The following is a 17,847-nucleotide window of genomic DNA, read 5'->3' on the forward strand; positions in this document are numbered from 1 at the left end:
GAGTTGGTGGTCGATTCCCGGTGTTGGCACCGAGGGGTGCGGGCGCTGGGAATGGAGACCGATGACGGCCACGGTGGTGCGGGCGCGGCCGGTGGGGGCGGTGTGGTTGCCGTTGTTGGCGGCGCCGGTGGCCATGGCGAACAACTCGCCGGGGTTGGTGTTGGGGGTCATGGGGGAGGACCTGGGGACCTCGGGCGCGACGACGGCTTGGGTGGTGACGGCGTTCGGGTTGGGGCTGGCGGTGGGGACGCCGTTGGCGGGGCACCTGATCCGGGGGCGGGGGGCGCGGGTGGCGCTGCTGGTCAGCGCGGCTTTCGTGCTGGTGGGGACGATCTTGCTGGTGGCCGCGCCGTCGTTCGGGGTGGTGGTGGCGGGGCGGGCGGTGCAGGCGTTCGGGGGCAGCGGGATGATGGTCGTCGCCATCAACGCGGCTGGGACGGCCGGGCGCGCGGGGTTGGTGACGGCCGGGGCGGGGGTCGGGGGCGCGCTCGGGCCGATCGTCGGGCTGGTGGTGACCTCGGCGACGTCGTGGCACGTGGCGTTGGGGCTGGGCGCGGTCACGTTGCTGACGGTCCCGGCGCTGGCGTCGAGGTTGCCGGACGCTGCGCCGGGGGCCACGAGGTTCGACGTGACCGGGGCAGGGTTGTTCATCGCTCTCGTGTTGGCTCTAGTGCTAAGCACGAGGTTCTCCGCCGCGGCCGTGGTCGCCGTCGCAGCTGTCGTGCCCCTTGTGCTGTGGGTCCGGGCCCGCCCGGAGGGTTTCGTCCCCATCGCCTTGGTGCGCTCTAGGCCCTATCTGCTGGCATGTGGACTCATCCTCGTGCTGGCCACCGGCTACTTCTTCCTGCTCTACCGCGTCCCCGCGGTGCTGCGCGCGGCGGGCTGGGACTCCGGCCACATCGGACTCGCCCAGCTGGTGCTCCTGCTCGCCGGGTCGTTCCTGTCGTTGGTCTTCGCGGCCAACTCGGACCGCTTCGGGCGGCACCGCGTCGTCGTGGGCATGGTCGTGCTGGCCGCCGCCGCGCAGGTGCTGGGGCTCCTGGTCGGTGCCGACCCGCTGCTGCCCGTGCTCGGCCTCGGCGTCGCCGTGCTGGCCATGGTGTCCGCGCAGGCGGTCCTGATGATCACCGGTACCGAGCGGCTGAGCGAGGCCCACCGCCCGGTCGCGGTGGGCCTCTACTCGCTGTTCTTCCAGCTCGGCGGCGCTTTCGGGCCGATGTTCGCCGCGCTGCTCAGCTAGCCTGGATCGGGATCGGGCTCATCACCGACCGCAGCAGCAGCGCCTCGGCCAGCGTCATGTGCTCCAGTTCGGACTGGCTGACGCTCTCGTCGGCGCCGTGCGCGTGGCTGCTCGGCTCCTCGCAGCCCCACAGCACCACGTCCGCCTCCGGGTTCGCCGCCCGCAGCGCGTTGACCAGCGGGATCGACCCGCCCTGCCCGGCCCTGGCCACCGACGAGGCGTGGTACGCCTCCATCAGCGCCCGCTCGATCTGCTGCTGGTGCTCCCCGGCCGAGGCGATGAACCCGGCGCCGGACGCGATCTGCTTCACCACCGGCTTCAGGCCCCACGGCGCCGCCGCCATGATGTGCGCCGCCATCGCCGCGTACGCCTCGTCCGGGTCCTGGTTGGGCGCCAGCCGCAGGCTCACCCTGGCCCTCGCCTTCGCGCACAGCACGTTCGCCGCCCCGCTGACCAGCGGCAACCCGTTCAACCCGGTCACCGTCACCGACGGCTTGCCGTAGAGCAGCTTGGCGATGGTCCCGCTGCCGATCAGGCTCGTCATGGGCAGCACCCCGGCGTCGCGCCGGTAGTCGGCCTCGGGCACCGTCGGCCAGGCGTGCTCGTACTGGGTGAGGCCCTCGATCGCCACGTCACCGGTCTTGCGGTCCTGCAGCGTGGCGAGGATCTGCACCAGCGCCATGAACGCGTCCGGCACCGGGCCGCCGTACGTGCCGCTGTGGACCTTCCCGGCCATCGTCTCGACCGTCACGTCCGCGGCGACGATGCCGCGCAGGGTCTCGGTCAACGTCGGCGCCCCGCGCTCGATGTTCCCGGCGTCGGCGACGATCACCAGGTCCGCCTTGAACCGCGGGTCGTCAGGGTTATCGGCGAGGTAGGACTCCAGCACGCTGGTGCCGCTCTCCTCCTCGCCCTCGATGACGAGCTTGATGTTGAGCGGCAGCGCACCCCGGTCGCCATAGAGGGCCTTGATCGCGCCTAGGTGCATCATCACGCCGGACTTGTTGTCAGCGGCACCCCGTCCATAGAGGCGCATGTCGTGGTTCTCGTCCATCCGCTCCGTTGGCTCGAACGGCTTGGTCGTCCACTTGGACTCATCGGCAGGCTGCACGTCGTAGTGCGCGTACAGCAGCACAGTGGTGACACCGGCGTGCGCGACCTCGTCGGCCAACACCATGGGCGCCGACTTCCGCGTGCCGTGCGTGATCGTCTCCACGGTGGCCGTGCTCAGGCCCGCCGCGCGGAACATCTCCGCGATCGCCTCTGCGGTGACCGCCAGCGGCGGGTCGGGGGTGGTCGCCACCGAGCGGTGCCGCACCAGGTCGCCCAGCGCGTGCCACAGCTCGGGCACCAGCCGGTGCACCCGGTCCCTGACCTGCTGCTCGGGCAGCACCATCGTCATCGGGGACTCGTGGCGCATGGGGGGCTCCTCTCGCCGAGGTGGCGTCGGCGGGCCCTGGCGACCCGCACCCCTCACCACAGCACGCGCGGCGGATACCCGAAACCGCTGTGACCTGATCAGGCGACCCGCCGGGCGCGACCGGCCTCTCACTCGAACGAGTGGCCTGATTTGGTCAGTTGACCACCGGGGGCGTCGATGAGTTGTGGCGTTGAAGCTGGACCCAACGCGGGTTGGCCAGGGTCGGCGCGGTCGTCGCGCCCGTCCGACGGCGCCCGCGGCAGGACTCGACGAAGGGCGCCTAGGACCATGACCCAGACCACCACCGCAGAACCCGCCGTCGCGGGCCGAGGCGGCCTGCGCGGGGTGTTCGCCAACCGCTCGCTCAGCGCCAAGATCCTCTCCGTGGTCGTGTTCTCCACGTTGGTCACCATCGCCGTCGGCCTGGTCGGCGTGTTCGCGCTGAACTCCGCCGCGGACGCGACCAAGCGCATCGACAACAACGTCGCCGCGCTCAACGACCTCAACACGCTGAACGCGGCGGGCTCCGGCGGCACCCTCTACATGCTGCTGGCCACCGCCGTCGGGAACCCGGCCGAGGCGCAGAAGATCCTCGCCGAGGCCAACGCCAAGATCGACGTGTCGTTCGCGGCCTACAAGAGCTACCAGGCGCGCGGCACCTTCGACCAGGGCCTCATCGACGAGTGGAACGCCGCGAGCGCCGCGTTCGGCAAGGTCCTCGGCGAGAAGGTCATGCCCGCCGCGATGAGCGGTGACGCCAAGACCGGCGTCGACGCCTTCAACACCGACGCGCTGCCGCTGCTGGTCAAGTTCAACGAGGTCTCCGCCCGCATGCTGGAGTCCGAGCGCAAGCGCACCCTGACCGAGATCGAGTCGGTCAGCGCCGAGCGCGACCGCAGCATCACCCTGGCCGTCGTGCTGCTCAGCGTCGGCCTGGTCATCTCCTTCGGCGTCGGCGTGCTGATCACCCGCTCGATCACCAAGCCGATGCGCGGCCTGTCCGCCGCCCTCGAGGCCGTCGCCGACGGTGACCTCACCCAGCGCGTCGAGGTCAGCTCCAAGGACGAGGTCGGCCGGATGGCCGCCGCGCTCAACAAGGCCACCGACGGCACCCGCGCCATCGTCGGCACCATCTCCCGCGGTGTCGGCTCGCTGAAGGCGTCCACCCAGCAGATGGCCGAGATGTCGAGCCAGGTGACCGCCTCCGCCGAGGAGACCTCCGCCCAGGCCGGTGTCGTCACCGCCGCCGCGGACCAGGTCGCCCTCAACGTGCAGACGGTCGCCACCGGTGCGGACGAGATGTCGGCGTCCATCAGGGAGATCGCGCAGTCGGCCAACGAGGCCGCTGGTGTCGCCGGTCAGGCTGTGTCGGTGGCCGCCGCCACCAACAGCACGGTCGCGAAGCTGGGCGAGTCGTCGATGGAGATCGGCAACGTCGTCAAGGTCATCACCTCGATCGCGGAGCAGACCAACCTGCTGGCCCTCAACGCCACCATCGAGGCGGCCCGCGCAGGCGACGCCGGTAAGGGCTTCGCCGTGGTCGCCAACGAGGTCAAGGACCTGGCTCAGGAGACCGCAAAGGCGACCGAGGACATCTCGCGCCGGGTCGAGATGATCCAGGCCGACACCGCCAACGCGGTCAACGCCATCGACGAGATCTCCGAGATCATCGGTCGGATCAACGACTTCCAGCTGACCATCGCCTCGGCGGTGGAGGAGCAGACCGCGACCACCACGGAGATGAACCGCAACGTCGGCGAGGCGTCCGCCGGTGTCTCCGAGATCGCCGCCAACATCGGTGGCGTCGCGGAGAGCGCGGGCAACACCACCGGGACCGTCACCAAGACCACCGAGGTCCTCGACGACCTGTCCCGCCTGTCGGCCGAACTGCAGAGCCAGGTCAGCCGCTTCCACCTCTGAACTGGGCGCGCCCTCCCAGCCTGAGCGGCCGGACCCCCACCCGGGGGTCCGGCCACTTGGCTTTTCCCGGCCCGACATCACCGCGTCCCCCGAGAGCGCAGCACCACCACCCCACACGCCAACCCCAACACGACCTCCGTCACCAACGCCCCCACCAACCCACCCGGCGGCACCCCATCCACCGCGACACCAACCACACGCCCCACACCAAACGCCAAATAGAACCCCGCACCCACCATGGCCGAGACCCTGGTCAACGCGGGCCGGAGCGCACCGGCGAGGATCCCCGCGCCCGCCGCCACGATCCCGGCGCCGACCGCCCGGGCCTCGCTGAGGGAGCCGGGGTCGGTGACGGCGGGCAGGCCGCTGAGTTCGTGGAACCCCACTGGCGCGAGCAGTTGCGCGGCACCGACCACCAGCGCGGCGAGGCCCGCGACGGTCAGGGTGATCCGGGCTATCACGGGCGGTCGCCGAACGCGGCCGCGCAAAACTGGGTGAAGTCGCGGGGTTCACGGCCGAGGGCCTCGCGGACGCCGTGGGTGACCGAGGCGTTGCGGCCGTCGAAGACCTCCGCGCACAGGGCGGTGATGATCTCGGCGTACTCCGGGCCTGCCGCATCGACCACGGCGGCGTGGAACTGCTCCAGGGTCACCGGCAGGTACTGGACCTGCTGGCCGGACGCGGCGCTGATCTGCGCGGCGACCTCGGTGAAGGTCAGCAGCCGGGGGCCGGTGACCTCGTAGACCTTGCCCGCGTGCCCGTCCTCGGTGAGCGCGGCGACCACGACGTCGGCGATGTCGTCGATGTCGATCAGCGGCTCGGGAACGTCCCCCGCGGGGAGCGCGAACACGCCTTCGAGCACCGAGGGGGCCAGGGCGCCCTCGCTGAAGTTCTGCGCGAACCAACTGGCCCGCACGATCGTCGTGTCCAGTGTGGACGCACGGACGATCTCCTCGCACACCCCCGCGTTGTGCTCGCCGCGCCCGGACAGCAGCACCAGCCGCTCGACGCCCTCGGCCGTCGCGAGCTCGACGAACCGCTCGATCGCGGCGGGGGCGCTCTTGGCGGCGAGGTCGGGGGCGTAGGTGAGGTAGACGGTCCGGGCGCCCACGAGCGCGGGCCGCCAGGTGTCGGGCTCGGCCCAGTCGAACCGGGGGGTGGTGCCGCGGGCGACCCCGGTGGCGGTGACGCCGCGGTCTCGCAGGCCGCGCAGGACGCGCAGGCCGGTCTTGCCGGTGGAACCGATGACGAGAGTGGACATTCCGGGGTGCTCCTCGCACTTGAAGGTACGTCCAGTCTCTGGGCGGCCGGCTGGACGTTCAATGACTTCAAGTCCGACGTTCTGTGCCGATCGTCCACGAAAGCTGGACGTCCGGCACAGGCGCCCGGCATCCTGGACCCATGCAGAGCCCCACCCGCGCCATCCCCGGCAACACCGACCTGCTCGGCGAGGCGCTGCACCTGCTGCGGCTGACCGGCACGCTCTACTGCCGCGCGGAACTGACCGCGCCGTGGGGCGTGGACGTGCCGGAGCTCAATGAGTACATGATCCTGCAGGTCGTGACCGCGGGTGAGGCGTGGCTGCAGGTCGAGGGCGGCGAGCAGGTGCGCTTGCCGCGGGGCAGCCTGACGCTGCTGCCGCACGGGTCGGCGCACCGGCTGCGCAGCGCGCCGGACGCCGGGGTGGAGCCGCTGTTCGACCTGGCCGTGACCAAGGTCAGCGACCGCTTCGAGACGATGACCCACGGCGGCGGGGGTGAGCCGAGCCAGGTCACCTACGCGGTCATGTGCTTCGACCACGTCGCCGCGCACCGGCTGCGCGCCCAGATGCCGCCGGTGCTGCACCTGCGCTCCCTCGACGACGACTGGGTGCACAGCACGCTCAACCTGATCACCCGCGAGGCCGCCGCGCCCCGACCCGGCGGCGAGACGGTGCTGACCAGGCTCGCCGACGTCCTGGTGATCCAGTCCATCCGGGCCTGGCTCGACACCGCCTCAGAGGCCAGGCGCGGCTGGCTGGCGGCCCTGCGCGACGAGCACATCGGGCGCGCGCTGCTGGCCGTGCACCGGGCCCCCGAGCAGGCGTGGACGGTGGGTTCCCTCGCGACGTCGGTCGGGATGTCGCGCTCGGCGTTCTCGGCCCGGTTCACCGAACTCGTCGGCGAACCGGTGATGCGCTACCTGGCCTCCTGGCGCCTCGGCCTGGCCCGCCTGCACCTGGGCGAGTCGGACGAACCCCTGCACGCCGTCGCCCGCCGCTTCGGCTACGCCTCGGAAGCCGCCTTCTGCCGGGCCTTCAAACGCGAGTTCGGCACCGCCCCCGGCGCCGCCCGCCACCACGCCCGCCAGGCCCTGCCAGTACCCCAGGCAGCGTGTCTGTAAGACCCTCGACACAGCCCGGCCAGTCTCGCGAGTCCGCTTCAGCCCCGCGAGCGCGTGCCCGACGCGATCCACAGGTGCGGACAGGGCTGAGCAGGGAAGCGTCACCGTAAGGGGGCGTTGGTGACGGAGGTCGTGTTGGGGTTGGCGTGTGGGGTGGTGGTGCTGCGCTCTCGGGGGACGCGGTGATGGGGGTCAGTGCAGTGGGTTGTCCACATAGGACCGGTGGGCGGCCGCGGCGATGGGGCGGGGGGTGAGGCCGAGTTTGGTGTAGAGGGTGATGGCGGGGTCGTTCCAGGAGTCGACCATGAGGGCGGCGTGGCCGGTTGTGGTGACCAGGGTGTCGATGACCAGTGCGCAGACGGCGGTGGCGTGGCCCTGGCCGCGGGCGGTGGGGGCGGTGACGACGCCCGCGAGGAAGCCGACCTCGGGGGCGGACCAGGCGTCGGCGGCGGCCGCGACGAGGGTGCCGTGGTCGTCGCGGACCCCGGCCCAGCGGCGGATGCCGGTGCCGCCGGGGCGGGCGTAGGAGCCGGGGTACTCGGTGTCGATCAACGCCCGCACCTCCGGCACCGCCCGGTCGTCCAGCCAGCGCGCGCCGCCGCGGATCCCGGTGGGGCCGCTGGTGTCCATCCACCAGAACCGGTCGAGCAGGGCGTACTCGGGGAACTCGGCCACCACCGCCGTGACCACCTCCGCGTCCCCCAGCGGCCGGAACTCGGGCCCCACCACCCCGAGCGCGTGCCGCACCAACCCCAGCACCCGGCCGCCCTCCCCGCGCACCGCCAACCGGTGCCGCCGGAACAGGTCCGGGCAGGCCACCACCACCGCGTCCCCATCCCGCCACGCCCGCACCCCGGCCCGCATCCCCTGGGCGCTCCACAGCAGCAACGGGTCGGCGGGCAGTTCGGCGACGGCGGTCAGCGGCGTTGGGGGCACACGTCCATCATGCAGGCCGCTAGTCCGAGTACCTGGCGACCGGGATCGGTAGCCGGTCGGGGACGGTGGCGAACCACCTGTCGTACGCCGCGGCGAGGCTGCCGTCCGCGCGCATCTCGTCCAGGACACCGTTCACGAACCGGACAAGGTCGGAGTCTCTGTCGCTCATCGCGATGCCCGTCTCGCTGGTTCCGGGGGAGCGGTAGGGGAGTAGGACCGTGGTGGGGTCCTGGAGCCGGAATCCCTCCAGGACGAGGATGTCGCTGTAGATCGCGTCGACCACGCCGCGTTGCAGCAGCATCAGGCAGTCGCTGGTATCGGCGACGGACACCGGGATGACGGGGGGCTTGCCCGCGCCGCTCTGCTGGTCGCGGATCTCGATCATCTCACTGCTGTCGGTGGTCCCCGTGCCGGAGCAGACCTTGCGCCCACCGAGGCCGCCGGGGGACAGCGCTCCCTGGTCACCCCTGCGCACCAGCAGGCCCGCGTTGGTGCTCAGGTAGGGCGCCGAGAACAGCAGCCCATAAGAGGAAGCGCGTGTGCAGGAGATCTTGACGTTGGAGATGACCAGGTCGACGGTCGGGATCTCGTCGAGTTCGGGTCGATGTTCACGAGCGGCGTCGTTCTGGGTTGTGTTGAGGGAGTACAGCCTGCCGCCGGTGGGCATGTCCACCAAGCGCAGGCGGGGATCATCGGACCGGATCGGTTCACCGAACAACTCGCTTGCTATCCGACGCGCGATGTCGACCTCGAAACCGCTGAGTTCGCCGGTGCCGAGGCTGCGGCTGCTGAACAGGCTCGCGGTCTGGCTGACACCCACCACAAGTCGCTCATTCCCGTGGCGGATCCGGTTCAGCGCGAGTTTCGACCCTGCGGCCAGCCAAGCCGGATTCAGGCTGAGATCAGGGGTAGGGCAATCGGGCGCCGGAGGAAATGTCGTGGCGGGATCGATATAGCCCTCAGGTAGGACTACCGGCCTCTCGCGAGGCGGCCGAGGTGTCGGCACGACGGCACCGCAGCCGCTCAGCGTCAGCACGGCGACAAGAACCACCAGGAAACCCCGCATCAGTACTGCTCCCGGATCGGCGGCCACATGCCCCAGCCCAGCGACAGCACCGCGCCGAACACGCACACCAGGAACACGGTGTCGACCCCTGCCAGCGCTCGTGCGGCCGCGGCCGTGTTGGTGGTGGCCCGGGTGGTGTGCCAGGTGATGGCCTCGGTGAGCACCTCGTCGAGCCGCTGGGGGTGCTCGGTGCGGAGGATGAGCGTGGCCCGGTCCTGGTAGGTAGACGGCGGGTTCCTCGGCTCAAGCAGGTGGACCACCGAGGCCCGCCACGCCCGCACCGCGGTGGCCGCGTTGTCCAGGCGTTCGCCGTCGCCGCCACCCGCCTTGGCCGAGGCGATCCGGTCCTCGATCTTGATCAGCCCGTCGCGGAGGTTCGCGATGTCGCCGACCTTGGGGAACACGAGGATCCGCACCTCGTCGCCGTCGGCGGACCTGCCGAGGTTGCGTGCCTCGGTCAGCGGGCCGACCACGCCCTCGAACTCGTTGACGCTGTCCTCGGCATGCCCAGCGGCAAGGCCAACAGCGACGCCTAACGTGACCAGTGCGGTGAGCACCAACGCGGTCGACAACGCCAATCCGCCATTGACCCTCTGTCGCGTAGTGCGAGCCAGGTAGCGCTGCGCGGCAACGAGCAAGCCGAGCAAGACAGCGCCAACCGCGAACACATCCCACGGCGGCTCACCCGCGGACGACTGCGCGTCGTACAACGCCGCCATCTCCCTCCCGTGCAACCGACCAGCCAAAGGCAGCAAGGTCACACGCGCGAGGTAAGAAGCCTGCGCCAGGTAGGTAGTGCCGACTGGTTGGTCAGTCGCGGCATTGACCCATCCCGTCTCGACCAGCCGGGAGTACTCGGGCAACAAGTCCGTCAGGTCGCGCACAAGGTCGTCCGACGCGCCCTCTGGCGCCAGGGATGTGGCCACCCGCAACGCGTCCGTCGCGTCGAACAAGTCCTTGCGGAAGCGTTCCCGCTCGGCCATGACACCGTCCGGCCCGACCACCACGGCGTTGAGCGAGGTCGCGTCCGCGTCCGCCAAGGCCCGGTAGACGTCCGACGCGGCGCCGGTGAGGGCGATTCGGCGGCCGACCGCGTCGTCGAGCAAGCCCGTCCGGTCGCGCACTGCGGACTGGCCCATGAGGCCCAGCGCCACCGCCACGGCCGTGAGCACGGTCGCGCCCACGACGATGGCGGCCACGGCGATCAGGCGTCGTTCGAAACGCCCGGTCCAGCTCGTCAGGACTGGCACGCGGCTCCCCACCGGCAGTCGATCAAGGCCATCAGGCTACGGATCCACGTACCTCGACGCCGGGATGGGTTCGCGATTGGGGACGGACCCGAACCACTTGGCGTTCAGGGCGGCGAGGCTGCCGTCGGCGCGCATCCGGTCCAGGACGCCGTTGACGAAGCGGATCAGGTCCTGGTCCTCGTCGCTGATGGCGATGCCCACCTCGCCCGCGCTGGGAGAGCGGTAGTCCAGCAGGACCGCGGTCGGGTCCTGCTGGCGGAAGCCCTCCAGGATGAGGATGTCGGTGTAGATGGCGTCGACCAGGCCGCGTTGCAGGAGCATCAGGCACTCGCTGGTGTCGGACACCGCGACCGGGATGACCGCGGGCTTGCCCTCGGCGCGCTGCCGGTCGCGGATCTCGATCATCTGGTCGCTGTTGGTCGTTTGGGCGCCGGAGCACACCTCGCGGCCGCCCAGGTCGTCGGGGGAGCGGACGCCCTCGTCGCCGCGGCGGACCATGAGGCCGGTGTTGGCGGTCAGGTAGGGCGCGGAGTAGCGCAGCCCGTAGGTCTCCACCCGCTCGCAGGTGATGCTGACATCGGCGATGACCAGGTCGACGACAGGGACCTCCCGCAGCTCGGGTCGCCGTTCGCGAACCGCCCTGTTCTTGGCCGTGTCGAGAGCGAACAGGCGACTACCGGTGGGCATGGTCACCAGCCGCAGGCGTGGATCGCTAGTACTTAGAGGCTCGCCGAACAGCTCTTGCGCTATCCGCCGCACGATGTCGACCTCGAACCCGGTGTGTTCGCCGGTGGCCAGGTCGCGGCGGCTGAACAGCGGCGCGGTCTGGCTCAGCCCCACCATCAGCCGCTTGTCCTCGTTGCGGATCCGGTTCACCGTCGGTGTCTGCGCGCGCGTCAGCCCTGCCGGGTTGAGGCTGCGCCCGGGGTCAGGGCACGGGGCTACCGGCGGCGAGTGCACGGCAGGGGACATGTAGCCGTTAGGGAGAACGTCCGGCGCCGACCTTGGCTCCTGCGCGACCGGTTCCGGAGCGCTGCACCCGGTCATGACCAGCACCGCGGCGAGCGCCGCCAGCACAACGCGCATCAGTAGTACTCCCTGATCCTCGGCCACATGCCCCACCCCAGCGATACCAGGGCCAGCGCGACGCACACCGCGAACACCAGGTCCGTGTCGGCCAGCGACCCCTTGGCCGCCGCCGTGCTCGCGGCGGCGTCGGCGGTGTGCCAGGCGATGGCGTCGGTGAGCGCCTCGTCGAACCGCTGGGCGTGCGCGGCCTGGGCGGTGCCGATGACCAGGCCGGACATCTCCGGGTAGGTCAGCGGCGGGTTCTGGTTCCCGAGCAGCGGCGCCACCGCGGTGCGCCACGACACCAGCGCCGTGGCCGCCTTGTCGACGCGCTGCCGGTCGCCGCCACTCGTCCTGGCCGCGGTGATCTCGCCGTCGAGCGCGTCCAGGCCGTCGCGCAGCCTGCCCACGTCACCGACCTTCGGGAACACCAGGATCCGCACCTCGTCCCCGTCCGCGATCCTGGCCAGGTTGCGCGCCTTGGCCAGCGGTGCGATGACACCGTTGAACTCGTCAACGCTGTCCGCTGCATGCCCGGCGGCAAGGTTGACGCTGACACCTAGCGCGATCAGCGCCGTGAGCACCAACGCGGTCGATAGCAACAAGCCCCGGTTGAGCTGACGACGCGTCCGCCGAGCCAGGTAGATCTGCGCCAACACCAGCAGGACAAGGAGAACGGCACCAACCGCGTACACCTCCCACGGATGCCGCCCGGCCGCGAGCTGCGCGTTCGACAACGCGGTCGCTTGCTCGCGGTGCAGCTCTTGCGCTTCCCCCAACAGAACGTCACGGGCGAGCGATGACGCTTGACCCAGGTAAGACGTCCCCACCGGCTGGTTGAGCGCGCTGTTGCCCCAACCCGCCTCGACCAGCCGGGAGTACTCGGGGAGGTGGTCCAGCAGCTTGCGGACCCGCCGCGCCGAACTCTCCTCCGGCGCCAGCGAGGCGGTCGCCCGCAACGCGTCCGTGGCGTCGAACAGGTCCTCCCGGTACCGCTCGCGCTCGTCACCGACCCGGTACGCCTCGACCACCACGGCGTTGAGCGAGGTCGCGTCCGCGTCCGCCAGCGCCCGGTACACGTCCAGCGCCGCCGCCGTCGACGCACCCCGCCGCGCCACCGCGTCGTCCAGCAGCGCCCCGCGTTCCCGGACGGCGGCCTCACCCAAGACCCCGAGCAGCACGGCGACACCCGCCAGCACCGCGCTCGCGGCAACCAACCGCCGCTCGGTCCGCTCGAACCACCGGAGGGCGCCCGCCCGAGCAGCGGCCCAGCCCCTCCGGTTGCCGACGCCCGCGGCCGATCGCGCCCTGCCGATCACCACTGGTCGTCGCTCACCGCCCCGCCCGCGTTACGGCGAGCCGGAGCGGTGCACGTCAGCGGATCGGGTCGGGTGCCACCGCGCCGGGGATCGCCGCCAGGAGATCCTTGGTGTACTGGGCGTTCGGGGTGGTCAGCACCGTGTCCGCGGGGCCGTGTTCCACCACCGAACCGTCGCGCATCACCGCGATGTGGTCGGCGATCTCGCGCACCACGGCCAGGTCGTGGGTGATGAACAAGTACGTGAGCCCCAACTCCTCTTGCAAACGCACGAGCAGGCGCAAGATCTGGGCCTGCACCGACACGTCCAGCGCCGACACCGGTTCGTCGCACACCAGCAGGTCCGGGTGCAGCGCGAGCGCCCGGGCGATCGCCGCCCGTTGCCGTTGACCGCCGGACAGTTCCGCGGGCTTGCGCGCCAGCATCGAGGACGGGAGTGCCACCTGGTCGAGCAGTTCCGCCGCCCTGGTGCGCCGCTCGGCGGGAGAGCCGACCCCGAAGGCGCGCAACGGCTCGGTGACGACCTCCTCGATGCTGAACCGCGGGTTCAGTGAGGCGTAAGGGTTCTGGTAGACGAGCTGGAAGCGGCGGCGCAGCAGTCGGAGTTCCTCGCGGCCGAGGGTGGTGATGTCGTTGCCGTCGAAGGTCACCGTGCCGTCGGTGGGGGTTTCCAGGCCCACCACCATCCGCGCCGTGGTCGTCTTGCCGGAGCCCGATTCCCCCACCAGCGCCAGGGTCCGGCCGCGGGTGAGGGTGAACGACACGTCGTCGACCACCCTGGTGCGCCCGTCGAACGACTTCGAGACCCCGTTGACCGCCAGCAGCACGTCCGGTCCCGCGTCGAGCCTGGCCCGCAACGGTTCCCGCGACAGGCTCGGTGCCGCGGCCAACAGCTCACGGGTGTAGGCGTGCGCGGGCACGGTGAGGATCTCCCTGGTCGAGCCCGTCTCCACGACCTCGCCCTGCGACATCACCACGACCCTGGCCGCGCGGTCCGCCGCGATGCCCAGGTCGTGCGTGATCAGCAGCACCGCCGTGCCCGACTCCGCCGCCAACCCCTCCAGGTGGTCCAGGATCTCGCGCTGCACCGTGACGTCCAGCGCGCTGGTCGGCTCGTCGGCGATGATCAGCCGCGGCCTGCCTGCCAGCGCGATCGCGATCAGCACCCGCTGCCGCAGACCGCCGGACAACTCGTGCGGGTACTGCCGCGCCCGCCGCTCCGGCTCCGGGATGCCCGCCGTGCGCAGCAACCGGATCGCCTCGGCCGCCGCCGCCCGCCGCGGCGCCAACCGGTGCACCAGCAGCACCTCGGCGACCTGCTCGCCGACCCGCCGCACCGGGTCGAGCGACACCGTCGGGTCCTGCGGCACCAACGCGATGTCGGACCCGCGCACCTGCTGCCACTGCTTGTCCGTCAGCCCGGTCAGGTCCCGCCCGGCGAAGGTGATCGACCCCGACTCGACCCGCCCGCCGCGCGGCAACAGCCCGATCGCGGCGTGCGCGGTGGTGCTCTTGCCCGACCCGGACTCGCCGACGACGGCCACGATCTCGCCCGGCGCCACCGTCAGGTCGGCCCCGCGCACGGCGGGCACCACCCCCGAGCGGGTGTGGTAGGACACCACCAGGTCGCGGATCTCCAGCAGCGCGCTCACCCCAGCCTCCGTTCACCGTCGAGCGCCCGGGACACCCGGTTCGTGGCCAGCACCACGGCCGCGACCGTCAACCCCGGGAACGTCGTCATCCACCACGCGGTGGCCAGGAACCCGCGCCCACCGGCCACCAGCGACCCCCACTCCGGCGTCGGCGGCGTCGCGCCGTAGCCGAGGAAGCTCAACGCGGACACCTCCAGCACCGCGGTGCCGAAGGTCAGCGTCGCCAGCACCAGCACCGGCCCGAGCGAGTTGGGCAGGATGTGCCTGGCCAGCACCCCGCTCCAGCGCACCCCGGCCGCCCGCGCGGCCTCCACGAACACACCCGTGCGCACCCGCAGCACCTCGGCGCGCATCAGCCGGGCGAACGTCGCCAGGTTCGCGACACCCACGGCGATCGCGACGTTGGTGGTACCGAAACCCAGCGCGGTCACCAGGGCCAGCGACAGCAGGATCGACGGCACCGACTGCAACACGTCGACCACCCGCATCACCAGCGAGTCGACCCAACCGCCCCGGCTGCCCGCCAGCAACCCCAACGCGGCGCCCGCGATCAGCGACACCAGCACGGACAGGACCGTTGCCCGCAAGGACAAAGCGGCGCCGTGCGCGACCCGGGCGAACACGTCGCGCCCGGTCTCGTCGGTGCCGAACAGGTGTGCCGCCGAGGGGCCCCGCAACCGCTCGGCGGGCACACCGGCGATCGGGTCCTGCGAGGTGAACAACTCCGGCGCCACCGCGCACAGCAACACGAACACGATCACCGCGACCGACAGCACCAACCCGGGGCGCCGCAGGTAGAAGCCCAACTCCTGCCGGAGCGCTCTCGGGGGAGCGAGACTAGGCACTGGACACCGCCTTCGCCGTGACCCGACCGGCGAGCCGGGGGTCGAGCACCGGGTAGAGCAGGTCGACGGCGAGGTTCAACACCACGAAGAACAGCGCGGCCAACACGATCACCGCCTGCACCACGGGGATGTCCTGCGCGCTGACCGCCGAGGCGGTGACCCGCCCGATGCCGTCGCGGGAGAACACCGACTCGGTGATCACCGACCCGGCCAGCAGGTTCCCCGCGATGACCCCGACGAGGGTCAGCGCGGGCAGCGCGGCGTTGCGCAGCACGTGTCCGAAGTGGACCCGTGCCCGGCTCGCGCCCTTGGCCAGCACCACTTCCACGTACGGTTCGTCGAGCTGGGTGCGCAGGCTCTTGGCCAGCACCTGACCGATGATCGCCCCCGTCGGCAGCGCCAGCGTCACCGCGGGCAGCACCAGCGCGGAGAACCCGTCCGAGCCCAGCGCGGGCACCCAGCCCAGGGTGAACGAGAAGACCTGGATCAGCACCAGCCCCACCCAGAACGACGGCAACGAGTTGCCCAACGGCGGCAACGACGCCAGGAACTGGCTGAGCAACCGCGACCGCGTGTACGTGCCCAGGATCGCGATCGCGCCGCCGAACACGACCGCGAACAGCAGACCCAGCCCGGTGATCGACAGCGTGGAGGGCAACGCGTTGAGCACCAGCGTCGCCGCGTCCTCGCCGGTCGCGATGGACCGCCCGAAGTCGCCCCGCGCCGCGGCGACCAGGCGCTTGCCGTACTGCACCACCAGCGGGTCGTCCAACCCGAGGGCGGCGCGCTCGCCGGCGACGTCGGCCGCGGTCACCGTCGAGCCGCCGTCACCCCCGCCGAGCTTGGCGAGGACCGCGTCGCCCGGCAGCAGGTAGAGGATCACGAAGGACAGCGTGAACGCCGCCCACAGCACGACCACCGCCTGCGCCAGGCGGCGCGGTATCCCGTTCGTCATCCGGCGAGCCAGGCGTCGAACAGCCGCATCCGCGACGACGCCTCGAACGCCACGTCGTGCGTCTTGGGGCCGAGACCCCACACCTGGGTCAGCTCGAACACCGGCACCGCGTACGCCTGCTCGATGATCACCCGCTGCGCCTCCTCGACCGCGGGCTTGCGGGTGGCCTCGTCCACTGTGGCCGCCTGCTTGTCCAGTGCGGCGTCGAGCGGGTTGCCCGCGGCGAGCTTGCTGCGGTTGCCCGCCTTGGTGGAGTACAGCTGCCGCAGGATGTCCGCGTCGGCGCGGGTCGTGTTGTACCAGATGTAGTCGTAGTCACCGGCCAGCGTGAGCTGCTGGGTCTCGGCGGTCGTGCGCTGCTCGATCCGCAGGTCGAACCCGATCTTGCGCAGCTGCTGCTGCACCAGCTCGAGCACGCTCTGGTTCTGGTTGAACACCAGCGAGAACACGATCCTCGCACTCAGCCGCGTGCCGTCCTTGACCCGGATGCCGTCGGGACCGGGCGCCCAGCCCTGCTCGTCGAGCAGCTCCTTGGCGCCGTCGGGGTCGTAGGCCAGCTCCTTGGACAGGTCCAGGTGCAGCGGGGTCGCCGAGCCGAGGATGCTGGACGCGGGCTTGTAGTTCTTCGTCAGCACCGTGTCGGTGACCTCCCGGCGGTTGACGCCCTTGAGGACGGCCTGGCGCACCTTGACGTCGGTCAGCACGCCGCGGGTGGTGTTGGCGTGCAGGTTGAACACGATGCCCGGGTTGGCCCGCACCGGCTCGGTGAACCCGTTGCCCGCGAACTGCGGCTCGTCGACCGGCTGCACGTCGGTGATCGCGTCGAGCTGCCCGGAGGCGAGGCTGCCGGTGCGCACACCCGGCTCCGGCACGACCCGGAACTCCACCCTGTCCAGGTACGCCTCACCGGTGTGCTTCCACAGCGGCGAACCCCACGCGTAGCCCTTGCGCTTGGTGATGACGATCTGCTGGTTGGACTTGAAGCTCTCGAACACGAACGGCCCCGACCCGAGGAGGCCGTCGCCCTGGCAGCGCTGCTCCGGCGACTTCCGGTACGCCGACGGCGCCAGCACGCCGAGCGACATCGTGGAACTGGCCTGGAGGAACTGCGCGCTCGGGGCGGAGAAGTCGAGGCGGACGGTGCTCGGGTCGACGACCGTCGCGCCCTTGTAGGCGGCCAGGTACCCGTTGCCCAGCTGCGCCTTCGGGCCGATCGCCTTGATGCCGTCGAAGCTGCCCTTCACCGCCGCGGCGTCGACCGGGGTGCCGTCGGAGAAGGTGGCGCCCTTGCGCAGGGTGAAGGTGAAGCTGGTGGAGTCGGCGTTGACCTCCCACTTCTCCGCCAGCCACGGCGTGATCTTGCCGTTGGTCGGGTCCTGGTCGGTCAGCGAGTCCACCAACTGGCGGCCCACGTTGAGCGCGGCGTTCGTGCCGACCTGCTGCGGGTCCAGGCAGTCCGGGTTGGACGAGATGCCCAGCCGCAGCGTGCCACCCGGCTTCGGCGGCCCCGCGTCACCGCCCCCGCCGCCACCACCGGCGGCGTTGGTCGTGCCGCAGGCGGCGGCCAGTCCGAGAACCAGGACGAGTCCGGTGGCGGATAAGAGACGTACGGGGTTCCCGAACACGAGTGTGCCTCCAGCGGGGGAAAAGCGGATCAGCACAGCCACGCTAACCGCGATCCCAGGCCCGGTCCCACCCACTGAATGGCACTCCCATATCGCGGGCGGCGATGCGACGACCTTGACCGCGCGCTCACCGGCGTGCTCGGGAAAACCCTTGCCGCGGCCCGGATCCG

The 17,847-nt window shown here is 71.2% G+C and carries 15 protein-coding genes; 3 read left to right on the top strand and 12 right to left on the bottom strand.

What is annotated here, in order from left to right:
• The first annotated feature begins 61 nt into the window (after nucleotides 1–61).
• Nucleotides 62–1,240 carry an MFS transporter gene (locus tag CLV68_RS26270; protein ID WP_121393573.1) on the top strand — a complete coding sequence of 393 codons (1,179 nt, stop codon included), beginning with the start codon at nucleotides 62–64 and terminating at the stop codon, nucleotides 1,238–1,240.
• On the opposite strand, the gene CLV68_RS26275 is transcribed toward CLV68_RS26270, so the two are convergent.
• The gene (locus CLV68_RS26275; RefSeq protein ID WP_121393574.1) at nucleotides 1,233–2,660 is read right to left on the bottom strand and encodes a M20/M25/M40 family metallo-hydrolase; all 1,428 of its coding nucleotides are present in this window, start codon (nucleotides 2,658–2,660) and stop codon (nucleotides 1,233–1,235) included. The genes CLV68_RS26270 and CLV68_RS26275 overlap by 8 nt on opposite strands.
• 288 nt (nucleotides 2,661–2,948) lie before the next feature.
• Here CLV68_RS26275 and CLV68_RS26280 point away from each other — a divergent pair, with 288 nt between their 5' ends.
• The gene (locus CLV68_RS26280) at nucleotides 2,949–4,580 is read left to right on the top strand and encodes a methyl-accepting chemotaxis protein (protein ID WP_121393575.1); all 1,632 of its coding nucleotides are present in this window, start codon (nucleotides 2,949–2,951) and stop codon (nucleotides 4,578–4,580) included.
• A 77-nt stretch (nucleotides 4,581–4,657) separates the two neighbouring features.
• Here the strand turns inward: CLV68_RS26280 and CLV68_RS26285 are convergent, their stop codons facing one another.
• Together CLV68_RS26285 and CLV68_RS26290 are read right to left on the bottom strand one after the other, a co-directional pair.
• A complete protein-coding gene (locus CLV68_RS26285) occupies nucleotides 4,658–5,041 on the bottom strand; it encodes a DUF4345 family protein (protein WP_170224590.1) in 384 nt (127 codons plus the stop codon).
• Nucleotides 5,038–5,841 carry an NmrA family NAD(P)-binding protein gene (locus tag CLV68_RS26290; protein ID WP_121393577.1) on the bottom strand — a complete coding sequence of 268 codons (804 nt, stop codon included), beginning with the start codon at nucleotides 5,839–5,841 and terminating at the stop codon, nucleotides 5,038–5,040. The genes CLV68_RS26285 and CLV68_RS26290 overlap by 4 nt, the downstream gene beginning before the upstream one ends.
• A 140-nt stretch (nucleotides 5,842–5,981) precedes the next feature.
• On the opposite strand from CLV68_RS26290, the gene CLV68_RS26295 reads away from it, so the two are divergent.
• Entirely contained in the window at nucleotides 5,982–6,962 is a 981-nt protein-coding gene (locus tag CLV68_RS26295; RefSeq protein WP_121393578.1) for an AraC family transcriptional regulator, read from the top strand.
• Between the two features lie 192 nt (nucleotides 6,963–7,154).
• Here CLV68_RS26295 and CLV68_RS26300 read toward each other — a convergent pair whose 3' ends face one another.
• From CLV68_RS26300 to CLV68_RS26340, 9 genes are all read right to left on the bottom strand, one after another.
• A complete protein-coding gene (locus CLV68_RS26300; protein WP_211346770.1) occupies nucleotides 7,155–7,898 on the bottom strand; it encodes a GNAT family N-acetyltransferase in 744 nt (247 codons plus the stop codon).
• A gap of 19 nt (nucleotides 7,899–7,917) precedes the next feature.
• The gene (locus CLV68_RS26305) at nucleotides 7,918–8,718 is read right to left on the bottom strand and encodes a transporter substrate-binding domain-containing protein (RefSeq protein ID WP_170224591.1); all 801 of its coding nucleotides are present in this window, start codon (nucleotides 8,716–8,718) and stop codon (nucleotides 7,918–7,920) included.
• Between the two features lie 245 nt (nucleotides 8,719–8,963).
• On the bottom strand, nucleotides 8,964–10,214 hold the full coding sequence (locus CLV68_RS26310) for a hypothetical protein (protein WP_121393580.1): 1,251 nt from the start codon (nucleotides 10,212–10,214) through the stop codon (nucleotides 8,964–8,966).
• Nucleotides 10,215–10,250: 36 nt separating this feature from the next.
• Entirely contained in the window at nucleotides 10,251–11,300 is a 1,050-nt protein-coding gene (locus CLV68_RS26315; protein WP_121393581.1) for a transporter substrate-binding domain-containing protein, read from the bottom strand.
• Complete coding sequence (locus tag CLV68_RS26320) at nucleotides 11,300–12,601, bottom strand: hypothetical protein (RefSeq protein ID WP_147460174.1); 1,302 nt, start codon at nucleotides 12,599–12,601, stop codon at nucleotides 11,300–11,302. Before CLV68_RS26320 ends, CLV68_RS26315 begins: the two co-directional genes overlap by 1 nt.
• 55 nt (nucleotides 12,602–12,656) lie before the next feature.
• Nucleotides 12,657–14,252 carry a dipeptide ABC transporter ATP-binding protein gene (locus CLV68_RS26325; RefSeq protein WP_121393583.1) on the bottom strand — a complete coding sequence of 532 codons (1,596 nt, stop codon included), beginning with the start codon at nucleotides 14,250–14,252 and terminating at the stop codon, nucleotides 12,657–12,659.
• Complete coding sequence (locus CLV68_RS26330; protein WP_170224592.1) at nucleotides 14,249–15,097, bottom strand: ABC transporter permease; 849 nt, start codon at nucleotides 15,095–15,097, stop codon at nucleotides 14,249–14,251. The genes CLV68_RS26325 and CLV68_RS26330 overlap by 4 nt, the downstream gene beginning before the upstream one ends.
• On the bottom strand, nucleotides 15,090–16,052 hold the full coding sequence (locus tag CLV68_RS26335; protein ID WP_121393585.1) for an ABC transporter permease: 963 nt from the start codon (nucleotides 16,050–16,052) through the stop codon (nucleotides 15,090–15,092). The genes CLV68_RS26330 and CLV68_RS26335 overlap by 8 nt, the downstream gene beginning before the upstream one ends.
• Nucleotides 16,049–17,632 (bottom strand): ABC transporter substrate-binding protein, encoded by a 1,584-nt coding sequence (locus CLV68_RS26340; protein WP_121393741.1) that lies wholly within the window; start codon nucleotides 17,630–17,632, stop codon nucleotides 16,049–16,051. Before CLV68_RS26340 ends, CLV68_RS26335 begins: the two co-directional genes overlap by 4 nt.
• Nucleotides 17,633–17,847: the final 215 nt, after the last annotated feature.

The organism is Actinokineospora cianjurensis (genome assembly GCF_003663795.1).
In the GTDB taxonomy this organism is placed as follows: domain Bacteria; phylum Actinomycetota; class Actinomycetes; order Mycobacteriales; family Pseudonocardiaceae; genus Actinokineospora; species Actinokineospora terrae.

What these genes read in the sequence shown, in the direction of transcription:
- CLV68_RS26275 (WP_121393574.1), bottom strand. Translation starts at nt 2,660, where the DNA reads ATGCGCCACGAGTCCCCGATGACGATGGTGCTGCCCGAGCAGCAGGTC.
- CLV68_RS26335 (WP_121393585.1), bottom strand. Translation starts at nt 16,052, where the DNA reads ATGACGAACGGGATACCGCGCCGCCTGGCGCAGGCGGTGGTCGTGCTG.
- CLV68_RS26290 (WP_121393577.1), bottom strand. Translation starts at nt 5,841, where the DNA reads ATGTCCACTCTCGTCATCGGTTCCACCGGCAAGACCGGCCTGCGCGTC.
- CLV68_RS26270 (WP_121393573.1), top strand. Translation starts at nt 62, where the DNA reads ATGACGGCCACGGTGGTGCGGGCGCGGCCGGTGGGGGCGGTGTGGTTG.
- CLV68_RS26315 (WP_121393581.1), bottom strand. Translation starts at nt 11,300, where the DNA reads ATGCGCGTTGTGCTGGCGGCGCTCGCCGCGGTGCTGGTCATGACCGGG.
- CLV68_RS26295 (WP_121393578.1), top strand. Translation starts at nt 5,982, where the DNA reads ATGCAGAGCCCCACCCGCGCCATCCCCGGCAACACCGACCTGCTCGGC.
- CLV68_RS26280 (WP_121393575.1), top strand. Translation starts at nt 2,949, where the DNA reads ATGACCCAGACCACCACCGCAGAACCCGCCGTCGCGGGCCGAGGCGGC.